Origin of the sequence: Tomitella biformata AHU 1821, from assembly GCF_000524475.1 — a bacterium.
GTDB lineage: Bacteria > Actinomycetota > Actinomycetes > Mycobacteriales > Mycobacteriaceae > Tomitella > Tomitella biformata.
In genome coordinates, this window is sequence record NZ_BAVQ01000003.1 from 342,468 (window position 1) to 357,880 (window position 15,413).

Below are 15,413 nucleotides of genomic sequence, written 5' to 3' on the forward strand. Positions count from 1 at the left end.
AGATGGTGCAATGACGTGGAATGGTCCCCAGGAAGATATTGACGAGTCCCAGCTCAAGGTCACTGGCGCGAAGGAGTGGGCCGCAGGCGTGACCGCGGTCGGCGTGTCCATGAAACGCGACCTCGAGCAGATGGGGCCGGTCCGCACTGCCCGCACCCTGCTGCGGCTCAACCAGCGCGACGGTTTCGACTGCCCGGGCTGCGCATGGCCGGAGACCCTCGGCGGCCGCAAGATCGCCGAGTTCTGCGAAAACGGCGCGAAGGCCGTCGCGGAGGAGGCCACCCGCCGCCGCGTGCGCCCGTCGTTCTTCGAGGAGCACTCCATCGAGGAGCTCCGCGGCAAGACCGACTATTGGCTGGGCCAGCAGGGTCGCATCACCCACCCGATGGTGCTGCGCGCTGGCGCGAGCCACTACGTCCCCATCTCCTGGCCCGCGGCGTTCACGATGATCGCCGACGAGCTCAAGGCGCTCGACAGCCCGGACGAGGCGCTCTTCTACACCTCCGGCCGCACTAGCAACGAGGCCGCGTACCTCTACCAGCTGCTCGTGCGCAGCTACGGCACGAACAACCTTCCGGACTGCTCCAACATGTGCCATGAGTCCTCCGGCACCGCGCTCACCGACTCGCTGGGCATCGGCAAGGGCTCCGTCACCGTCGACGACGTTGAGAACGCCGACCTGATCGTCATCGCCGGCCAGAACCCGGGCACCAACCACCCCCGCATGCTCTCCGTGTTGGAGGCCGCGAAGGGCAAGGGCGCCGAGATCATCGCCATCAACCCGCTGCCTGAGGCCGGGCTGATCCGATTCAAGGACCCACAGAAGGTCAAGGGCGTGCTCGGCCGCGGCACTCCCCTGTCCGACCAGTTCCTGCAGGTGCGCCTCGGCGGCGACCTCGCGCTGTTCCAGGGTGTCGGCCGCATCCTCATCGAGGCCGAGGACGCGAACCCCGGCACCGTGCTGGACCGCGACTTCATCGAATCGCACTGCGCCGGCTACGAGGAGTACGCCGCGCACATGCGGGCGGTGGACTTCGACGCCGTGCAGGAGGGCACCGGCCTGACGCTGCCCCAGATCCGCGGGCTGGCCGACGCGCTGATGCGGTCCAAGCGCACCATCTTCTGCTGGGCGATGGGCCTGACCCAGCACGCCGACGCGGTGAACACCATCAACGAGGCCGTCAACCTGCTGCTGCTGCGCGGGATGATCGGCAAGCCGGGCGCCGGGGTGTGCCCCGTGCGCGGGCACTCCAACGTGCAGGGCGACCGCACGATGGGCATCTGGGAGCAGATGCCCGACGAGTTCCACGACGCGCTCGACGCCGAGTTCACCATCACGACCCCGCGCGCGCACGGCTACGACACGGTCCAGGCGATCCGGGCCATGCGCGACGGCAAGGCGTCGGTGTTCATCGGCATGGGCGGCAACTTCGCGTCCGCGACGCCCGACACCGCCGTGACCGAGGACGGGCTGCGCCAGTGCGCGCTGACGGTGCAGATCTCCACCAAGCTCAACCGCAGCCACGTGGTGCACGGCCGCACCGCACTGATCCTGCCGACGTTGGGCCGCACCGAGCGGGACAGCCAGGCCAGCGGCGACCAGCAGGTCTCCGTCGAGGACTCGATGTCGATGGTGCATCTCTCCCGCGGGCGCCTCGACCCGGCCAGCCCCTACCTGCGCAGCGAGGTCTCGATCGTCGCCCGTCTCGCCATCGCCCTGCTCGGCCCTGACCACCCCGCGCCCTGGGCCCAGTTCGAGGATGACTACGACGCTATCCGCGACTCCATCTCGCGCGTCGTCCCCGGCTTCGATGACTTCAACACGCGGGTGCGCCAGCCCGACGGCTTCGTGCTGCCCAACCCGCCGCGCGATGCCCGCGAGTTCCACACCCACACGGGCAAGGCGAACTTCACGACCAGCCCCATGGACTGGGTGCGCACCCCCAAGGGCCGCGTCATCCTGCAGACGATGCGCAGCCACGACCAGTACAACACCACCATCTACGGCCTGGAGGACCGCTACCGCGGGATCAGCGGCGGCCGCAGGGTGGTCTTCGTCAACGCCGAGGACATCGCCGAGTTGGGCTTGGCCGACGGTCAGCTGGTCGACTTGGTCTCCGAGTGGGAGATTCCCAACCCCGACGGCGCCGGCACACACATGGAGGAGCGGCGGGTCCACGAGTTCCGAGTCGTCGAGTACTCCACCCCGCGGGGCAATGCCGCCGCCTACTACCCGGAGACCAATCCCCTGGTCCCTCTCGACCATGTGGCGGCGCGGTCCAATACCCCGGTCTCCAAGGCCGTGGTAGTCCGTCTTGAGCCCTCCATGCCTGGGCCCTCCACGCAGGTCGGCTAGATGGGCCGGATCACCGCCCGCCGAAAGGTCACTCGCTACACCGACCACGGCGCCACCATCCGCGAGGATCACCTCGCGGTGGAGGAGCCGATGCAGATCCGCATCGGCTCTGAGCCCCTCGCCGTGACCATGCGCACCCCGGGCCACGACATCGACCTGGTGCATGGGTTCCTGCTCGCCGAGGGCATCGTCACCGCCCGCGAAGAGATCCGCGAGGTCCGCTACTGCGCCGGCGCGGACGTGGACGGTGTCAACACCTACAACGTGTTGGAGGTGCACCTCGACGGCCCGGCGTCGGCGCGCGAGCGGCGCCAGCGCAACTTCCTCGCGAACTCCGCGTGCGGCGTCTGCGGCACGTCGTCGATCGACGAGGTCGAGCGGACCAGCTCGCACTCCCCCGCCGACGACCCCGTCACCGTGGACCACCGACTGCTGTTGGCGTTGCCGGACCGTCTCCGGAGCCACCAGAGGATCTTCGACTCCACCGGCGGGCTGCACGCCGCGGGCCTGTTCACCGCGGCCGGCGACCTGGTCGCCGCGCGGGAGGACGTCGGCCGGCACAACGCCGTGGACAAGACGCTCGGCTGGGCGTTGAAGGAGGGCCGGGTCCCGCTGACGGGCTCGATGCTGATGCTCAGCGGGCGCGCCTCATTCGAGCTGGTGCAGAAGGCCTCGATGGCGGGCGTCGCGGTGGTCGTCGCAGTGTCGGCACCCTCGTCGCTGGCGGTGGAGCTGGCCGAGCGGTCAGGGATCACCCTCGTCGGCTTCGTGCGCGGCTCGAGCCTGAACGTCTACAGCCGGCCGGACCGCGTCCTCTAGCGCCCGTCAAACGAGTTCGCTCCAGCTGTTCGACTCCGCTGCGATTGCAAGGGCGGCGGACTCAAATACCTGGAGCGAACTAGCGGTATCGACGCGGGAGGCTAGGCGCTCTTCTCCTGGCGCTCGTCGTCCGCCGCGCGGGGCACGATGGTTGGGTTCACGTTGTCGCGCACCGTCTCGCCGGTCACGACAACCTTGGCGACGTCGTCGCGGCCGGGAATGTCGTACATCACGGGGAGCAGGACCTCCTCCATGATCGCGCGCAGGCCGCGGGCGCCGGTACCCCGCAGGATCGCCTGGTCAGCGACGGCATCGAGCGCGTCGTCGGTGAACTCCAGCTCCACGTCGTCCATGTCGAACATCCGGACATACTGCTTGACCAGCGCGTTCTTCGGCTCGGACAGGATCTTGACCAGCGATTCCTTGTCCAGGTTCGTCACCGAGGCGATGACCGGCAGCCGGCCGATGAACTCGGGGATCAGGCCGAACTTGATCAGGTCCTCCGGCATGACGTCGGCAAAGCGGTCGACCTTGTCCATCTCGGACTTCGAGCGGACCTCCGCGCCGAAGCCGATGCCGGTGCTGCCCGCGCGGTCGGCCACGATCTTGTCGAGCCCCGCGAACGCGCCGGCGACGATGAACAGCACATTCGTCGTGTCGATCTGGATGAATTCCTGGTGCGGGTGCTTGCGCCCGCCCTGCGGCGGGACGCTGGCCTGCGTGCCCTCGAGGATCTTCAGCAGCGCCTGCTGCACGCCCTCGCCGGACACGTCGCGGGTGATCGACGGGTTCTCCGACTTGCGGGCGATCTTGTCGACCTCGTCGATGTAGATGATGCCGTGCTCGGCCCGCTTGACGTCATAGTCCGCGGCCTGGATCAGCTTGAGCAGGATGTTCTCAACGTCCTCGCCCACGTAGCCGGCTTCGGTGAGCGCGGTGGCGTCGGCGATCGCGAACGGCACGTTCAGCATCTTCGCCATGGTCTGCGCCAGGTACGTCTTGCCGCAGCCGGTGGGGCCGAGCATCAAGATGTTGGACTTGGCCAGCTCGACCGTCTCGCCCTTGACGTCGCGGAACTTGTCGGTGGCCTGGATGCGCTTGTAGTGGTTGTAGACAGCCACGGCGAGGGTCCGTTTGGCGGTGTCCTGGCCGATGACGTACTTCTCCAGGAATCCGTGGATCTCCGAGGGCTTGGGCAGCTCGTCGAGCTTGACGTCGTTGGTCTCCGCCAGCTCTTCCTCGATGATCTCGTTGCACAGGTCGATGCACTCATCACAGATGTAGACGCCGGGCCCAGCGATCAGCTTCTTGACCTGCTTCTGACTTTTGCCACAGAAGGAGCACTTGAGCAAATCGCCACCATCACCGATGCGTGCCATGTTCGACGTCTCCCACTTCACTAGTTCACAACTGCTCTAGTTCGCCATTGGATCTATCTCGCGCCCGCCCGGGGCCCCTTGGATTGCCTCCACAGACTCATCCCGGTGTCCTGACGACGGTACCCGCTCCCGCCGCACTCGGTCGGGATTCGACGGCCGAGTCGGTCCCCGGCACGTCCGCCAGCGCCCGGCCAGCAACACTGGCCCCAGACGCCACATCGCCGGCCTACCCCGCCAGTTTCCTGGCGGACGGGGCCGGCGATGCAGCCGCACTGACGAGAGGTCTTACTTCTGCGCCGACGCCTTGCGGTACTCGAGCACGTTGTCGATGATCCCGTACTCCTTGGCCTGCGCGGCCGTGAGGATCTTGTCGCGGTCGGTGTCGATGCGGATCTGCTCCGCCTCGCGGCCCGTGTGGCGGGCGAGGGTCTCCTCCATGAGGCGGCGCATGCGCTCGATCTCGGCGGCCTGGATCTCCAGGTCGGAGACCTGGCCCTGGATGCCCTCCGTCGCGGGCTGGTGGATCAGGATGCGCGCGTTCGGCAGGGCCATGCGCTTGCCCGGCGTGCCGGCGGCGAGCAGCACCGCGGCGGCCGAGGCGGCCTGGCCGAGGCACACCGTCGAGATGTCCGCGCGGACGTACTGCATCGTGTCGTAGATCGCCATCAGCGAGGTGAACGAGCCGCCGGGCGAGTTGATGTACATCGTGATGTCGCGGTCCGGGTCCAGGGACTCGAGCACCAGCAGCTGCGCCATGATGTCGTTCGCCGAGGCGTCGTCCACCTGCGTGCCGAGGAAGATGATGCGCTCCTCGAACAGTTTGTTGTACGGGTTGGACTCCTTCATGCCGTAGCTGGAGTGCTCCACGAAGGAGGGAAGGATGTAGCGGGAGGAAATTGTCATCACGTGCTCCGTGTCTTCAAGAGGGAGGGACTGGCTGGAAGGGTGTGGCCGGATCTCTTAGTGAGAGCCGGTGCCGCCTGCCTGCCGGGCCCTGCTGACGACGTGGTCGACAAAGCCGTACTCGAGCGCCTGCTCGGCGGTGAACCAGCGGTCGCGGTCCGCGTCGGCCGTGACCTGCTCGATCGACTTGCCGGTGAACTGCGCGTTGAGCTCGTTCATCTCCCGCTTGGTCAGGGAGAACTGCTCCGCCTGGATCGCGATGTCGGCGGCCGAGCCGCCGATGCCCGCGGAGGGCTGGTGCATCATGATGCGCGCGTGCGGCAGGGCGTAGCGCTTGCCCTTGGCACCGGCGGCCAGGAGGAACTGGCCCATCGAGGCCGCGAGGCCCATCGCGTAGGTGGCGACGTCGCACTCGGCAAACTGCATGGTGTCGAAGATCGCCATGCCCGCGGTGACCGAGCCGCCGGGAGAGTTGATGTACAGCTTGATGTCGCGCGTCGGGTCCTCAGCGGACAGCAGCAAGATCTGGGCGCAAAGCCGATTCGCAATCTCGTCGTCAACCTGCGATCCGAGGAAGATGATCCGCTCCTGGAGCAACCGCTCAAAGACGGAATCGCTGAGATTGAGTCCGGCAGTGCCTGACCGCATGGCGGAATTCTGCAAACTCACGGGCGTGCCTTTCCAGTGCATCGGTGGTTCCTGTCATTGACCCTAACGAACGTGGGCGGCACCGTAGTCCCGGTACCGCCCACGTTCGCTGACAGCGTGAAGTTCTTGCGCGAAGGCAAGGGGTGAAAAGTCCTACTCTGCGGCGGCTTCAGACTCCGCAGCGGCATCCTCGGACTTCGCCGGGTTCAGGCCCAGGAGGTCGGAGATGTCGATGGCCGTGCCATCGGTGTCGGTGGCCTTGACCAGCTGCACGATCTCGGCGAGCGCCTTGCTGCGGCGGACCTCGGCGTAGAGCACGCCCAGGCGACCAGAGGTCTGGAGCTGCTGGGCCAGCTGGTCCGGCGCGATGTTGCCGCGACGGGCCTCGAACAGGAGGCGCTCGGTCAGCTCGTCCTGGCCGACCGTGATCTCCTTCTCGTCGGCGAAGGTGTCCAGCAGCAGCTGGGCCTTGATCGCCTTGGTGGCCGACTCCTTGGCCTCGGTCTCGAACTGCTCGCGGCTCGAGCCCTGCGCCTCAAGGAGGCGGTCCAGCTCGGCGTCGTTGTGGTCCAGGCTGTGGACGACCTCGTGGATCTGGTTGTCGGTCTCGGCCTGCACGATGCCCTCGGGCACCTCGAACTCGACGGTCTCCAGCAGGTGGTCCAGCACCTTGTCCCGCAGCTCGCCGGCCTGCTCGCTGCGCTTGGACTGGCCCACGCGCGCCTTCAGGTCCTCGCGGAGCTCGTCGAGGGTGTCGAACTCGCTCGCCAGCTGGGCGAACTCGTCGTCAGCCTCGGGCAGCTCACGGTTCTTGACGCTGTTCACGGTGACCGCGACAACTGCGTCCTCGCCCGCACGCTCACCGGCGACAAGCTTGGTGGTGAACTCGGTGGTGCCGCCAGCCTCGACGCCCAGGAGGACCTCGTCCAGGCCCTCGATCAGCTGGCCGGAGCCAACCTCGTGGGACAGCCCGTCTGCGGTGGCCTCCGGGACGGCCTCGCCGTCGATGGTGGCGGCCAGGTCGATGGAGACGAAGTCGCCATCGACGATGCCGCGCTCGACACCCACGAGGGTGCCGAAGCGTGCGCGCAGCGCCTCGAGCTGCTCGTCGACGGCCTCGTCGGTCACAGAGACAGAATCGACGGTGACGTCGATCTCGGCGAAATCGGGCAGCGTGATCTCGGGGCGGACGTCAACCTCGGCCGTGAACGCGATGTGGTCGCCGTCCTCGATCTTGGTGACCTCGATGTCCGGCTGGCCGAGGGCCTTGATGTCGTCGTTGGCGACGGCCTCGGAGTAGCGGGTCGGGACCACGTTCTGCAGAACCTGCTCGATGACCGAACCGCGGCCGACGCGGGACTCGATCAGCTTGGCGGGGGCCTTGCCGGGACGGAATCCGGGGATCCGAACCTGCTGGGCGAGCTGGGCGTAGACGGCGTCGAAGTCCGGCTTGAGTTCCGCGAAGGGCACCTCAACATTGATCCGGACTCGCGTCGGGCTGAGCTGCTCGACGGTGCTCTTCAAGGACTTGCTCCTTCGTCGTTCCGCGCTCCCGGAACCGGGCCACGCTGGTATTTCCGTATTGCCTGCCACCCAAGGATGGGTTCCAGGGGCCAACATCTCAAACAGTCGGGGTGACAGGAATTGAACCTGCGACCCTCCGCTCCCAAAGCGGATGCGCTACCAAGCTGCGCCACACCCCGTTCTCAGCAAGAACAGGTTGACCCTGAACTCGCCTCGTCGATCGTACGGTGCCCAATACTACTGGTACCCCCCGGGAGTTGATTCGCCGCCCAGGTTCGGTACAGTTTCCTCTCGCAGGCCCCGATATGGCAGCCTGTGATTCATGTCGGCGTAGCTCAGCTGGTAGAGCACCTGCCTTCCAAGCAGGATGTCGCGAGTTCGAACCTCGTCGCCGACTCTCCACGCGAAACCCCCGGTCCACCGCCGCATGGCGGCTGGCCGGGGGTTTCGTCATTAGCAGTGTGCCAACCGCCCCTCGAAAGGCCTCCGTGGAAATCCTCATCCTGCTCGTTGTCGTCGCCGCGGTCATCGGCTTCATCTACACGAACAAGAATAAGAAGGTGCAGTCCGACCAGGTCACGGACGAGCTCGCCGACGCCCACCGGTGGACCGAGCGTCTCGGCGGCCAGGTGCTGGCCCTCGACGGCGACGACGAGGCCTCGCGGCGGGCGATGGCCGACGCCTCCGAGCGGTTCACCGCCGCCTCCTCCCAACTGGAGCAGGCGAGCACTGTCCGCCAGGCCCGCCTCGCCCGCGACAGCGCCCTCGAGGGCCTCTATTACGTGCGCGCCGCCCGCCTCGCGATGGGCGTTGAGGCCGGCCCACCGCTGCCGGGCCTCGACGGCCAGGACATCGCCGGCGCCGTGACCGAGCAGCGCGAGGTGGAGTTCGAGGGCCGATCCGTGGCAGCCTCGCCCACCGCCACCGCGCAGACTCCCAACTATTATCCGGGCGGCCGCGTCGCCGGGCGCCCCGTCCCCGCCGGCTGGTACTCCGAGCCGTGGTGGCGTCCCGCTCTTGTGGCCGGCGCATGGGGAGTTGGCTCGATGCTGCTGTTCTCGACGATGTTCTCGGGCATGAGCGGGGTGGGCTATGACGCCCAGGCATTCGAGGAGGGCTACGGCGATGGATACCAGGACGGCCTCGACGGCATGGGAGACATGGGCGACTTCGGCGGCGGGGATTTCTAGATGAGCTCACGGACCGCGAGAGCCAGAGCCAGCGCGGACCTGGACCGCCTGGCCGCCGAGATCGACGCCCTGCCGTTCTCCCCCGAGATTGAGCAGGCCACGTCCTGCCTGATCCTCGGGGCGGCCGCGGTGGGATTCGGCGGCACGGACGAGCAAGTCGAGAATGGCGCGCAACTCGCCATCGCCGGGCTGCACCTGACCCGCCTGGCCCGCGTCGGACTCGGCCAGGACCCCGGCCCGATGCCCCCGCGGCTCGCGCCGGCCCCAAAGAGGTCGCGCCGCACCCCGCACTACTACCCAGGCCCCACGGCGGACTCCGAGTGGCCAATCCCCCCGGCTGGTACTCAGACCCCTGGTGGCACGCCGTGATGACCACCGGCAACGAGGGCGGCGGGCCGGGACTGGGCTCGATGATGCTCTTCGACGACGAGTTCCCGAGCTGAGCTGGCCTCTGTTGTGCACCTGCGCGGCTGGAATCGCAAATTCACCTGCACAGATGCACAACAGACGAGCGAATCAGGGCTGACAGGTGGGGCACCAGAACAGGTTGCGCGCCTGCAGCACCGAGTGCAGGACCGTGGCCCCGCAGAGCCGGCAGGGGCTGCCCGCGCGGCGGTAGACGTAGGTGCGCGGCTTGCCCTTGGCGTAGGCCGGATCCCCGTAGTCGTCCTGCGGCCGCACCACGACGATGCCGCCCTCCTCGACCCCGATGCGCATGAGCTCCACCAGATCGGCCCAGATCGCGTCCCACTCGTCGCGGCGCAGGTCCTTGCCCGCGCGGAGCGGGTGCACGTGGTGGCGGAAGAGGACCTCGGCGCGGTAGATGTTGCCGACCCCGGCGATGACCTTCTGATCCATCAGCAGTGTGCCGATAGCCGTGCGGGACTTGCTGATCCGAGCCCAGGCCCGCTCGGGGTCCGCGTCGGCGCGCAGCGGGTCCGGACCGAGGCGGGCCTGCAGCGCGAATAGCTCCGCCTCGCCGATGACGTCGCAGCGGATGGGGCCGACGAGGTCCGTGCCGACGCGCTCGCCGATCATCCGCATCCGCACCTGGCCGACGGGCTGCGCCATCGGCACGGGCTGCTCCGCGAACGTGCCGTAGATGCCGAGGTGGATGTGCACCATGAGGTCGCCGTCGTAGAAGTGCACAAGGTTCTTACCCCACGCCTCGGCATGCTCGAAGACCCGGCCGTCGACTAACCTCGCCCCCGCAGAGAATCGGCCCTGCGGGCTCGAGACCAGGACGGGGGCGTCGGCGAATGCACGCTGATGGATCCCAGCGAGCCGGTGCAGCGTGTGACCCTCAGGCATTTAAACGCTCAGGTATTTAGGCGCCGGGGACTACTGGCGCGTCGCCCGTGCGCTCGTACTCGGAGATGATGTCGATGCGGCGCTGGTGGCGCTCCTCGTTAGACCACGGCGTGGCGAGGAACGCGTCGATGATGGCCTTGGACTCCTCGAGGGAATGCATGCGGCCGCCGATGCTGAGCACCTGCGCGTTGTTGTGCTCGCGGGCGAGCTGCGCGGTCTCGACGGACCAGGCCAGTGCGCAGCGGATGCCGGGCACCTTGTTGGCGGCCATCTGCTCGCCGTTGCCGCTGCCGCCGATGACGATCCCGAGGCTGCCCTCGTCGGCCGCGACCTTGCGGGCGGCGTCGATGCAGAACGCGGGGTAGTCATCCACCGCGTCGTAGGCGAAGGCGCCGCAGTCGACGGGCTCGTGGCCGCTAGCAGCGAGGTGCTCGATGAGCTGGTTCTTCAACTCGAAGCCGGCATGGTCAGTCCCAAGGTAAACGCGCATGGCGGCAATTGTGTCATGCCCGGGGACTAGACACCGTTAGTAGGCTGGCCATAGAACACTTCAGCTACAGCCGCGACCCAGAGTGGTCTTCCCGCTCTGAGCCACGACGGAATCGAGTGCAGCGCTATGGCCGAGAATCAGAACCCCGGAGTGGTCATCGTCGGCGGAGGACTCGCCGGCGCGAAAACCGCGGAGGCCTTGCGCGAGCAGGGCTTCACCGGCGCGGTCACCCTGATCGGCGGCGAGCGGCACCTGCCCTATGAGCGGCCCCCGCTGTCCAAGGAGCACCTGGCCGGCGCGAAGCAGCTGCCGGACTTCACGGTCCACGACGCCGACTGGTATCGGGAGCACTCCATCGACCTGCGTCTAGGCGTGCGAGCCACGGCGATCGAGACCCTCGCGCGGCGCGTCACGCTCGATGACGGCCAGGCGCTCGACTACTCCGCACTGGTGCTGGCGACCGGTTCGAGCTCGCGGCGCCCGCCGATTCCCGGCTCGGACGCCGAGGGGGTCCACTACCTGCGCACTATCGAGGAGTCTGACGCGGTGCTCGCCGCCCTGACGGACGGCGCGCGACTGGCTGTGGTCGGCGGCGGCTGGATCGGCTTGGAGGTCGCGGCCAGCGCACGTGGGCGCGGGGTCGAGGTCACCGTCGTCGAGGCATCCGTGCTGCCGCTGCTGGCGGCGATGGGCCCCGAGCTAGCGCAGGTGTTCGCGGACCTGCACCGCCAGCACGGCGTGGACCTGCGCCTGGACGCGAAGGTCGCGGCAATCACAGTCGCCGGCGGCCGGGCCACCGGGCTCCAACTGGCCGACGGCACCCTGATCGAGGCCGACGCGGTGCTGGTCGCCGTCGGCGCGGCCGCGAATATCGAGCTGGCACAGGACGCCGGGCTCACCCTCGCGGCGGGCGGCATCGAGGTCGACGCAGGCCTGCGCACCAGCGCGCCGGATGTGTACGCGGTGGGCGATATCGCCGCCGCCGCGCATCCGTTGTTCGGCACGCGGATCCGCACCGAGCACTGGGCGAACGCGCTGAACCAGCCGGCCGTCGCGGCGGCGAACATCCTGGGCGGCGCAGCCGAGTACGCGAATCTGCCGTACTTCTTCACCGACCAGTACGACCTCGGCATGGAGTACTCCGGGCACTCGGCCGGCTACACCCAGGTGGTGCTGCGCGGGGATGCCGCCGCCCGGGAGTTCATCGCCTTCTGGCTCGACGAGAATCACCGCGTCCTCGCGGGCATGAACGTGAACATCTGGGATTCGACCGACGACATCAAGGCGCTCATCAGCGCCCGCAAGCCCGTGGACCCGCAGCGGCTCGCGGACGTGTCCGTGCCGCTGGGTGAACAGCTCTAACCGCGAGTTGACCGACGTTGTCGAGGCCTCGCCCGAGTGGGCAGGTCAACAACGTCGGTCAAATGGCGGCTTTAGTCGAACGCCGGGTCCTCGTTGCGGGACCGCTTGAGCTCGAAGAAGTGCGGGTATGCGGCCAACGCGACGACGCCGTCCCACAGCTTGCCGGCCTCTTCCCCGCGCGGGATGCGGGAGAGCACGGGGCCGAAGAATGCGGTGCCGTTCACGTGGATGGTGGGCGTGCCGACGTCCGGGCCCACCTTGTCCATGCCCGCGTGGTGGCTCACGCGCAGCGCGGCGTCGAACTCGTCCGTGTCGGCTGCGGCGGCCAGCTCGGCGGGCAGGTCCAGTTCCGCGAGGGATTCCCGGATGACGACGTCGAAGTCCTTGTTGTCGCCGTCGTGGATCCGCGTGCCCATGGCCGTGTAGAGCGGGCGCAGGATCTCGTCGCCGAACTTCTCCGCGGCCGCGATCGCGACGCGCACCGGGCGCATCGCCGGCACGAGCATCGTGCGGTAGTCCTCCGAGATGTCCTTGCCCTCGTTGAGCACCGCGAGGCTCATCACGTGGAAGTGGACGTCGATGGGGCGGACCTTCTCAACCTCGAGGACCCACCGCGAGGTGATCCAGCACCACGGGCACAGCGGGTCGAACCAGAGGTCGGCGCGGTCGAGGGTGGTCCCTGGGGTGAGCTCAGGGGTGATCGCGTCGGGGGCGATTGCGGTGTCCGTCATCAGCTGTGTCTCCTTGGAAAGTCCGGTGCTCACTGCAACACCACTCCCGGCACTTATCTTCCCGCGCCATGATGGGATAGAGATCGACCGTCGCCCGCCCGAAGGAGAACCACTGTGGCCCAACCCAATCTGACCAGAGACCAGGCCGTCGCCCGTGCCGCGCAATTGAGCGCCGTCGCGTACCGCATCGAGATCGACCTGACCGACGGCGCCGGCAATCCGGGGACCGACACGTTTGCCTCCCGCACCACCATCACCTTCGACGCAGCCGAGGGCACGGAGACGTTCATCGAGCTGATCGCGGAGCGGCTGAACGGGGTGAGCCTCAACGGCGATCGACGCCGCACGGACGACTACACCCTCGAGCACGGGCTGCCGCTGTCCGGCCTCAAGGCCACCAATGAGCTGGTCGTCGACGCCACGTGCGCCTACTCGAACACCGGCGAGGGCCTCCACCGCTTCCAGGACCCTGCGGATGACGAGGTGTACCTGTACTCGCAGTTCGAGACGGCGGACGCCAAGCGGATGTTCGCGTGCTTCGACCAGCCGGACCTCAAGGCCACCTATGCGCTGACCGTCATCGCGCCCCCGCACTGGAAGGTCATCTCCAACAGCGCCGCGCTCACGCTGGAACCGGCGGCGAACGGGGCCGTCAAGCACATCTTCGCGACCACCCCGGTCATGAGCACCTACCTGGTGGCGCTGATCGCCGGGCCGTACGCGCAGTGGGACGACGTGTACTCCGACGAGCACGGCGAGATCCCCCTGGGCCTGTTCTGCCGCTCCTCGCTGGCCGAGTTCATGGACGCCGAGCGGCTGTTCACCGAGACCAAGCAGGGCTTCGGCTTCTACCACCAGAGCTTCGGCATCCCATACGCCTTCGGCAAGTACGACCAACTGTTCGTCCCCGAGTTCAACGCGGGCGCCATGGAGAACGCCGGCGCGGTGACGTTCCTCGAGGACTACGTCTTCCGCTCCCGCGTCACCCGCTACTCCTATGAGCGCCGCAACGAGACGATCCTGCACGAGATGGCGCACATGTGGTTCGGCGACCTCGTGACCATGCGCTGGTGGGACGACCTGTGGCTGAACGAGTCCTTCGCGACGTTCGCCGCGGTGCTCAGCCAGACGGAGGCCACCGAGTACACCACCGCGTGGACCACTTTCGCGAACGTCGAGAAGTCCTGGGCCTACCGGCAAGACCAACTTCCCTCGACGCACCCGATCGCCGCGGACATGGTCGACATCGCCGCCGTCGAGGTGAACTTCGACGGCATCACCTACGCCAAGGGCGCGAGCGTGCTCAAGCAGCTCGTCGCGCTCGTCGGCCTGGAGAACTTCCTCGCCGGCGTGCGGGCGTACCTGGCGAAGCATGCCTACGGCAACGCCACATTCGACGACCTGCTGGCCGCGCTCGAGGACGCCTCGGGCCGCGACCTGTCCGGCTGGGGCGCCCAGTGGCTCAAGACGACGGGCCTGAACACGCTGTCCGCGGACTTCGACGTGGACACCGACGGCAAGTTCACCCGCTTCGCCATCGTGCAAGGTGGGGCCGAGCCAGGCACCGGCGAGCTGCGCCTGCACCGGGTGGCCGTGGGTATTTACGACTCGGCGACGGACGCAGACGACAAGCTGGTCCGCGCGCACCGCGTCGAGCTCGACGTCGATGGCGCCCGCACCGAGGTGCCCGAGCTCATCGGCGTCCACCGCGGGCAGCTTGTGCTGGTCAACGACGACGACCTGACCTACTGCTCACTGGCGCTCGACCCCGCGTCGCTGCGTACCCTGATGGGCCGCATCGGCGACATCGCCGAGCCGCTCCCCCGCACCCTGTGCTGGTCTGCTGCCTGGGAGATGACCCGCGGCGCACAGCTCAAGGCCCGCGACTTCGTGGCACTGGTGCAGTCCGGCGTGGTGGCCGAGACGGAGGTCGGCGTGGCGTCGCGGCTGCTGCTGCAGGCCCAGGCCGCGCTCGGCTCCTATGCGGAGCCCGAGTGGGCGGCTCAGCATGGTTGGCCCGCCTTCGCGGACCGGCTGCTGGAGCTGGCGCAGGCCGCGGAGGCCGGGTCCGACCACCAGCTCGCGTACGTCAACGCGCTGTGCACCTCGGTGCTCTCGCCGCGGCACACCGATGCGCTCAAGGCCGTGCTCGACACCGGAGGGGCCACCCCCGGGTTTGCCGGGCTGAGCGTGGACACGGACCTGCGGTGGCGCATCGTGCACTCGCTCGCCGCCGCCGGCGCCATCGACCAGGCAGTCATCGACGCGGAGCTGGCCACGGACAACACCGCGGCGGGCGCCCGGCAGGGGGCGAAGGCCGATGCGGCGCAGCCGTTGCCCGCGGTCAAGGCGCGAGTCTGGGAGCTGATGACCGAGGATGACTCGGTCCCCAATATCACCGTGCGCGCTATCGCCGAGGGGTTCGCCCCCGCCGGCCAGGACGCGCTCGTGGAGCCGTATGTGGGCCGCTACTTCGACACCATCGCTGAGCTCTGGGCGCGCCGCAGCAGCGAGGTCGCCCAGACCGTAGTCGTGGGCCTGTACCCATCATGGTCGGTACGCCGCGAGTCGGTCGCCGCGGCCGACGCGTTCCTCGCCGGCGAGCACCCGGCCGCGCTGCTGCGGCTGGTCTCCGAGGGCCGTGCCGGAGTGGTCCGGGCATTGGCGGCACGGGACTTCGACGGCCGATAGACAGACAAA

At 68.1% G+C, this 15,413-nt stretch carries 13 protein-coding genes and 2 tRNA genes; 7 read left to right on the forward strand and 8 right to left on the reverse strand.

Features of this window, described 5'->3' with window-relative positions; genetic code table 11:
• The first annotated feature begins 10 nt into the window (after positions 1-10).
• Together TBIF_RS02615 and fdhD are read left to right on the forward strand one after the other, a co-directional pair.
• Positions 11-2,356 (forward strand): FdhF/YdeP family oxidoreductase, encoded by a 2,346-nt coding sequence (locus tag TBIF_RS02615; protein ID WP_024793320.1) that lies wholly within the window; start codon positions 11-13, stop codon positions 2,354-2,356.
• Entirely contained in the window at positions 2,357-3,175 is an 819-nt protein-coding gene (gene fdhD / locus TBIF_RS02620) for a formate dehydrogenase accessory sulfurtransferase FdhD (protein WP_024793321.1), read from the forward strand.
• A 101-nt stretch (positions 3,176-3,276) separates the two neighbouring features.
• Here the strand turns inward: fdhD and clpX are convergent, their stop codons facing one another.
• The 5 genes from clpX to TBIF_RS02645 all read right to left on the reverse strand — a co-directional run bounded on the left by clpX (position 3,277) and on the right by TBIF_RS02645 (position 7,808).
• The gene (gene clpX, locus TBIF_RS02625) at positions 3,277-4,554 is read right to left on the reverse strand and encodes an ATP-dependent Clp protease ATP-binding subunit ClpX (protein ID WP_024793322.1); all 1,278 of its coding nucleotides are present in this window, start codon (positions 4,552-4,554) and stop codon (positions 3,277-3,279) included.
• 285 nt (positions 4,555-4,839) lie between these two features.
• Positions 4,840-5,457, reverse strand: a complete 618-nt coding sequence (locus tag TBIF_RS02630) for an ATP-dependent Clp protease proteolytic subunit (RefSeq protein WP_024793323.1) — start codon at positions 5,455-5,457, stop codon at positions 4,840-4,842.
• Between the two features lie 57 nt (positions 5,458-5,514).
• Positions 5,515-6,105, reverse strand: coding sequence for an ATP-dependent Clp protease proteolytic subunit (locus TBIF_RS02635; protein WP_024793324.1), 591 nt, complete (start codon positions 6,103-6,105; stop codon positions 5,515-5,517).
• 153 nt (positions 6,106-6,258) lie between these two features.
• A complete protein-coding gene (tig, locus tag TBIF_RS02640; protein ID WP_024793325.1) occupies positions 6,259-7,629 on the reverse strand; it encodes a trigger factor in 1,371 nt (456 codons plus the stop codon).
• 105 nt (positions 7,630-7,734) lie between these two features.
• Positions 7,735-7,808 (reverse strand) — tRNA-Pro (locus TBIF_RS02645).
• 145 nt (positions 7,809-7,953) lie between these two features.
• On the opposite strand from TBIF_RS02645, the gene TBIF_RS02650 reads away from it, so the two are divergent.
• The 3 genes from TBIF_RS02650 to TBIF_RS02660 all read left to right on the forward strand — a co-directional run bounded on the left by TBIF_RS02650 (position 7,954) and on the right by TBIF_RS02660 (position 9,188).
• Positions 7,954-8,026 (forward strand) — tRNA-Gly (locus TBIF_RS02650).
• A gap of 91 nt (positions 8,027-8,117) precedes the next feature.
• Positions 8,118-8,819: a hypothetical protein gene (locus TBIF_RS26085; RefSeq protein WP_024793326.1), complete on the forward strand. Its 702-nt coding sequence runs from the start codon at positions 8,118-8,120 to the stop codon at positions 8,817-8,819.
• Positions 8,820-9,188, forward strand: a complete 369-nt coding sequence (locus TBIF_RS02660; protein ID WP_024793327.1) for a hypothetical protein — start codon at positions 8,820-8,822, stop codon at positions 9,186-9,188.
• Positions 9,189-9,335: 147 nt separating this feature from the next.
• On the opposite strand, the gene TBIF_RS02665 is transcribed toward TBIF_RS02660, so the two are convergent.
• Entirely contained in the window at positions 9,336-10,130 is a 795-nt protein-coding gene (locus tag TBIF_RS02665) for an Fpg/Nei family DNA glycosylase (protein ID WP_024793328.1), read from the reverse strand.
• Between the two features lie 16 nt (positions 10,131-10,146).
• The gene (locus TBIF_RS02670; RefSeq protein WP_024793329.1) at positions 10,147-10,620 is read right to left on the reverse strand and encodes a ribose-5-phosphate isomerase; all 474 of its coding nucleotides are present in this window, start codon (positions 10,618-10,620) and stop codon (positions 10,147-10,149) included.
• A 126-nt stretch (positions 10,621-10,746) separates the two neighbouring features.
• Between TBIF_RS02670 and TBIF_RS02675 the strand changes: the two genes are divergently transcribed.
• Positions 10,747-11,982, forward strand: a complete 1,236-nt coding sequence (locus TBIF_RS02675; protein WP_024793330.1) for an NAD(P)/FAD-dependent oxidoreductase — start codon at positions 10,747-10,749, stop codon at positions 11,980-11,982.
• Positions 11,983-12,053: 71 nt separating this feature from the next.
• Here TBIF_RS02675 and TBIF_RS02680 read toward each other — a convergent pair whose 3' ends face one another.
• Positions 12,054-12,713, reverse strand: a complete 660-nt coding sequence (locus TBIF_RS02680; RefSeq protein ID WP_024793331.1) for a DsbA family protein — start codon at positions 12,711-12,713, stop codon at positions 12,054-12,056.
• A gap of 114 nt (positions 12,714-12,827) precedes the next feature.
• On the opposite strand from TBIF_RS02680, the gene pepN reads away from it, so the two are divergent.
• Positions 12,828-15,404: an aminopeptidase N gene (pepN, locus tag TBIF_RS02685; protein WP_024793332.1), complete on the forward strand. Its 2,577-nt coding sequence runs from the start codon at positions 12,828-12,830 to the stop codon at positions 15,402-15,404.
• Positions 15,405-15,413 lie beyond the last annotated feature (9 nt).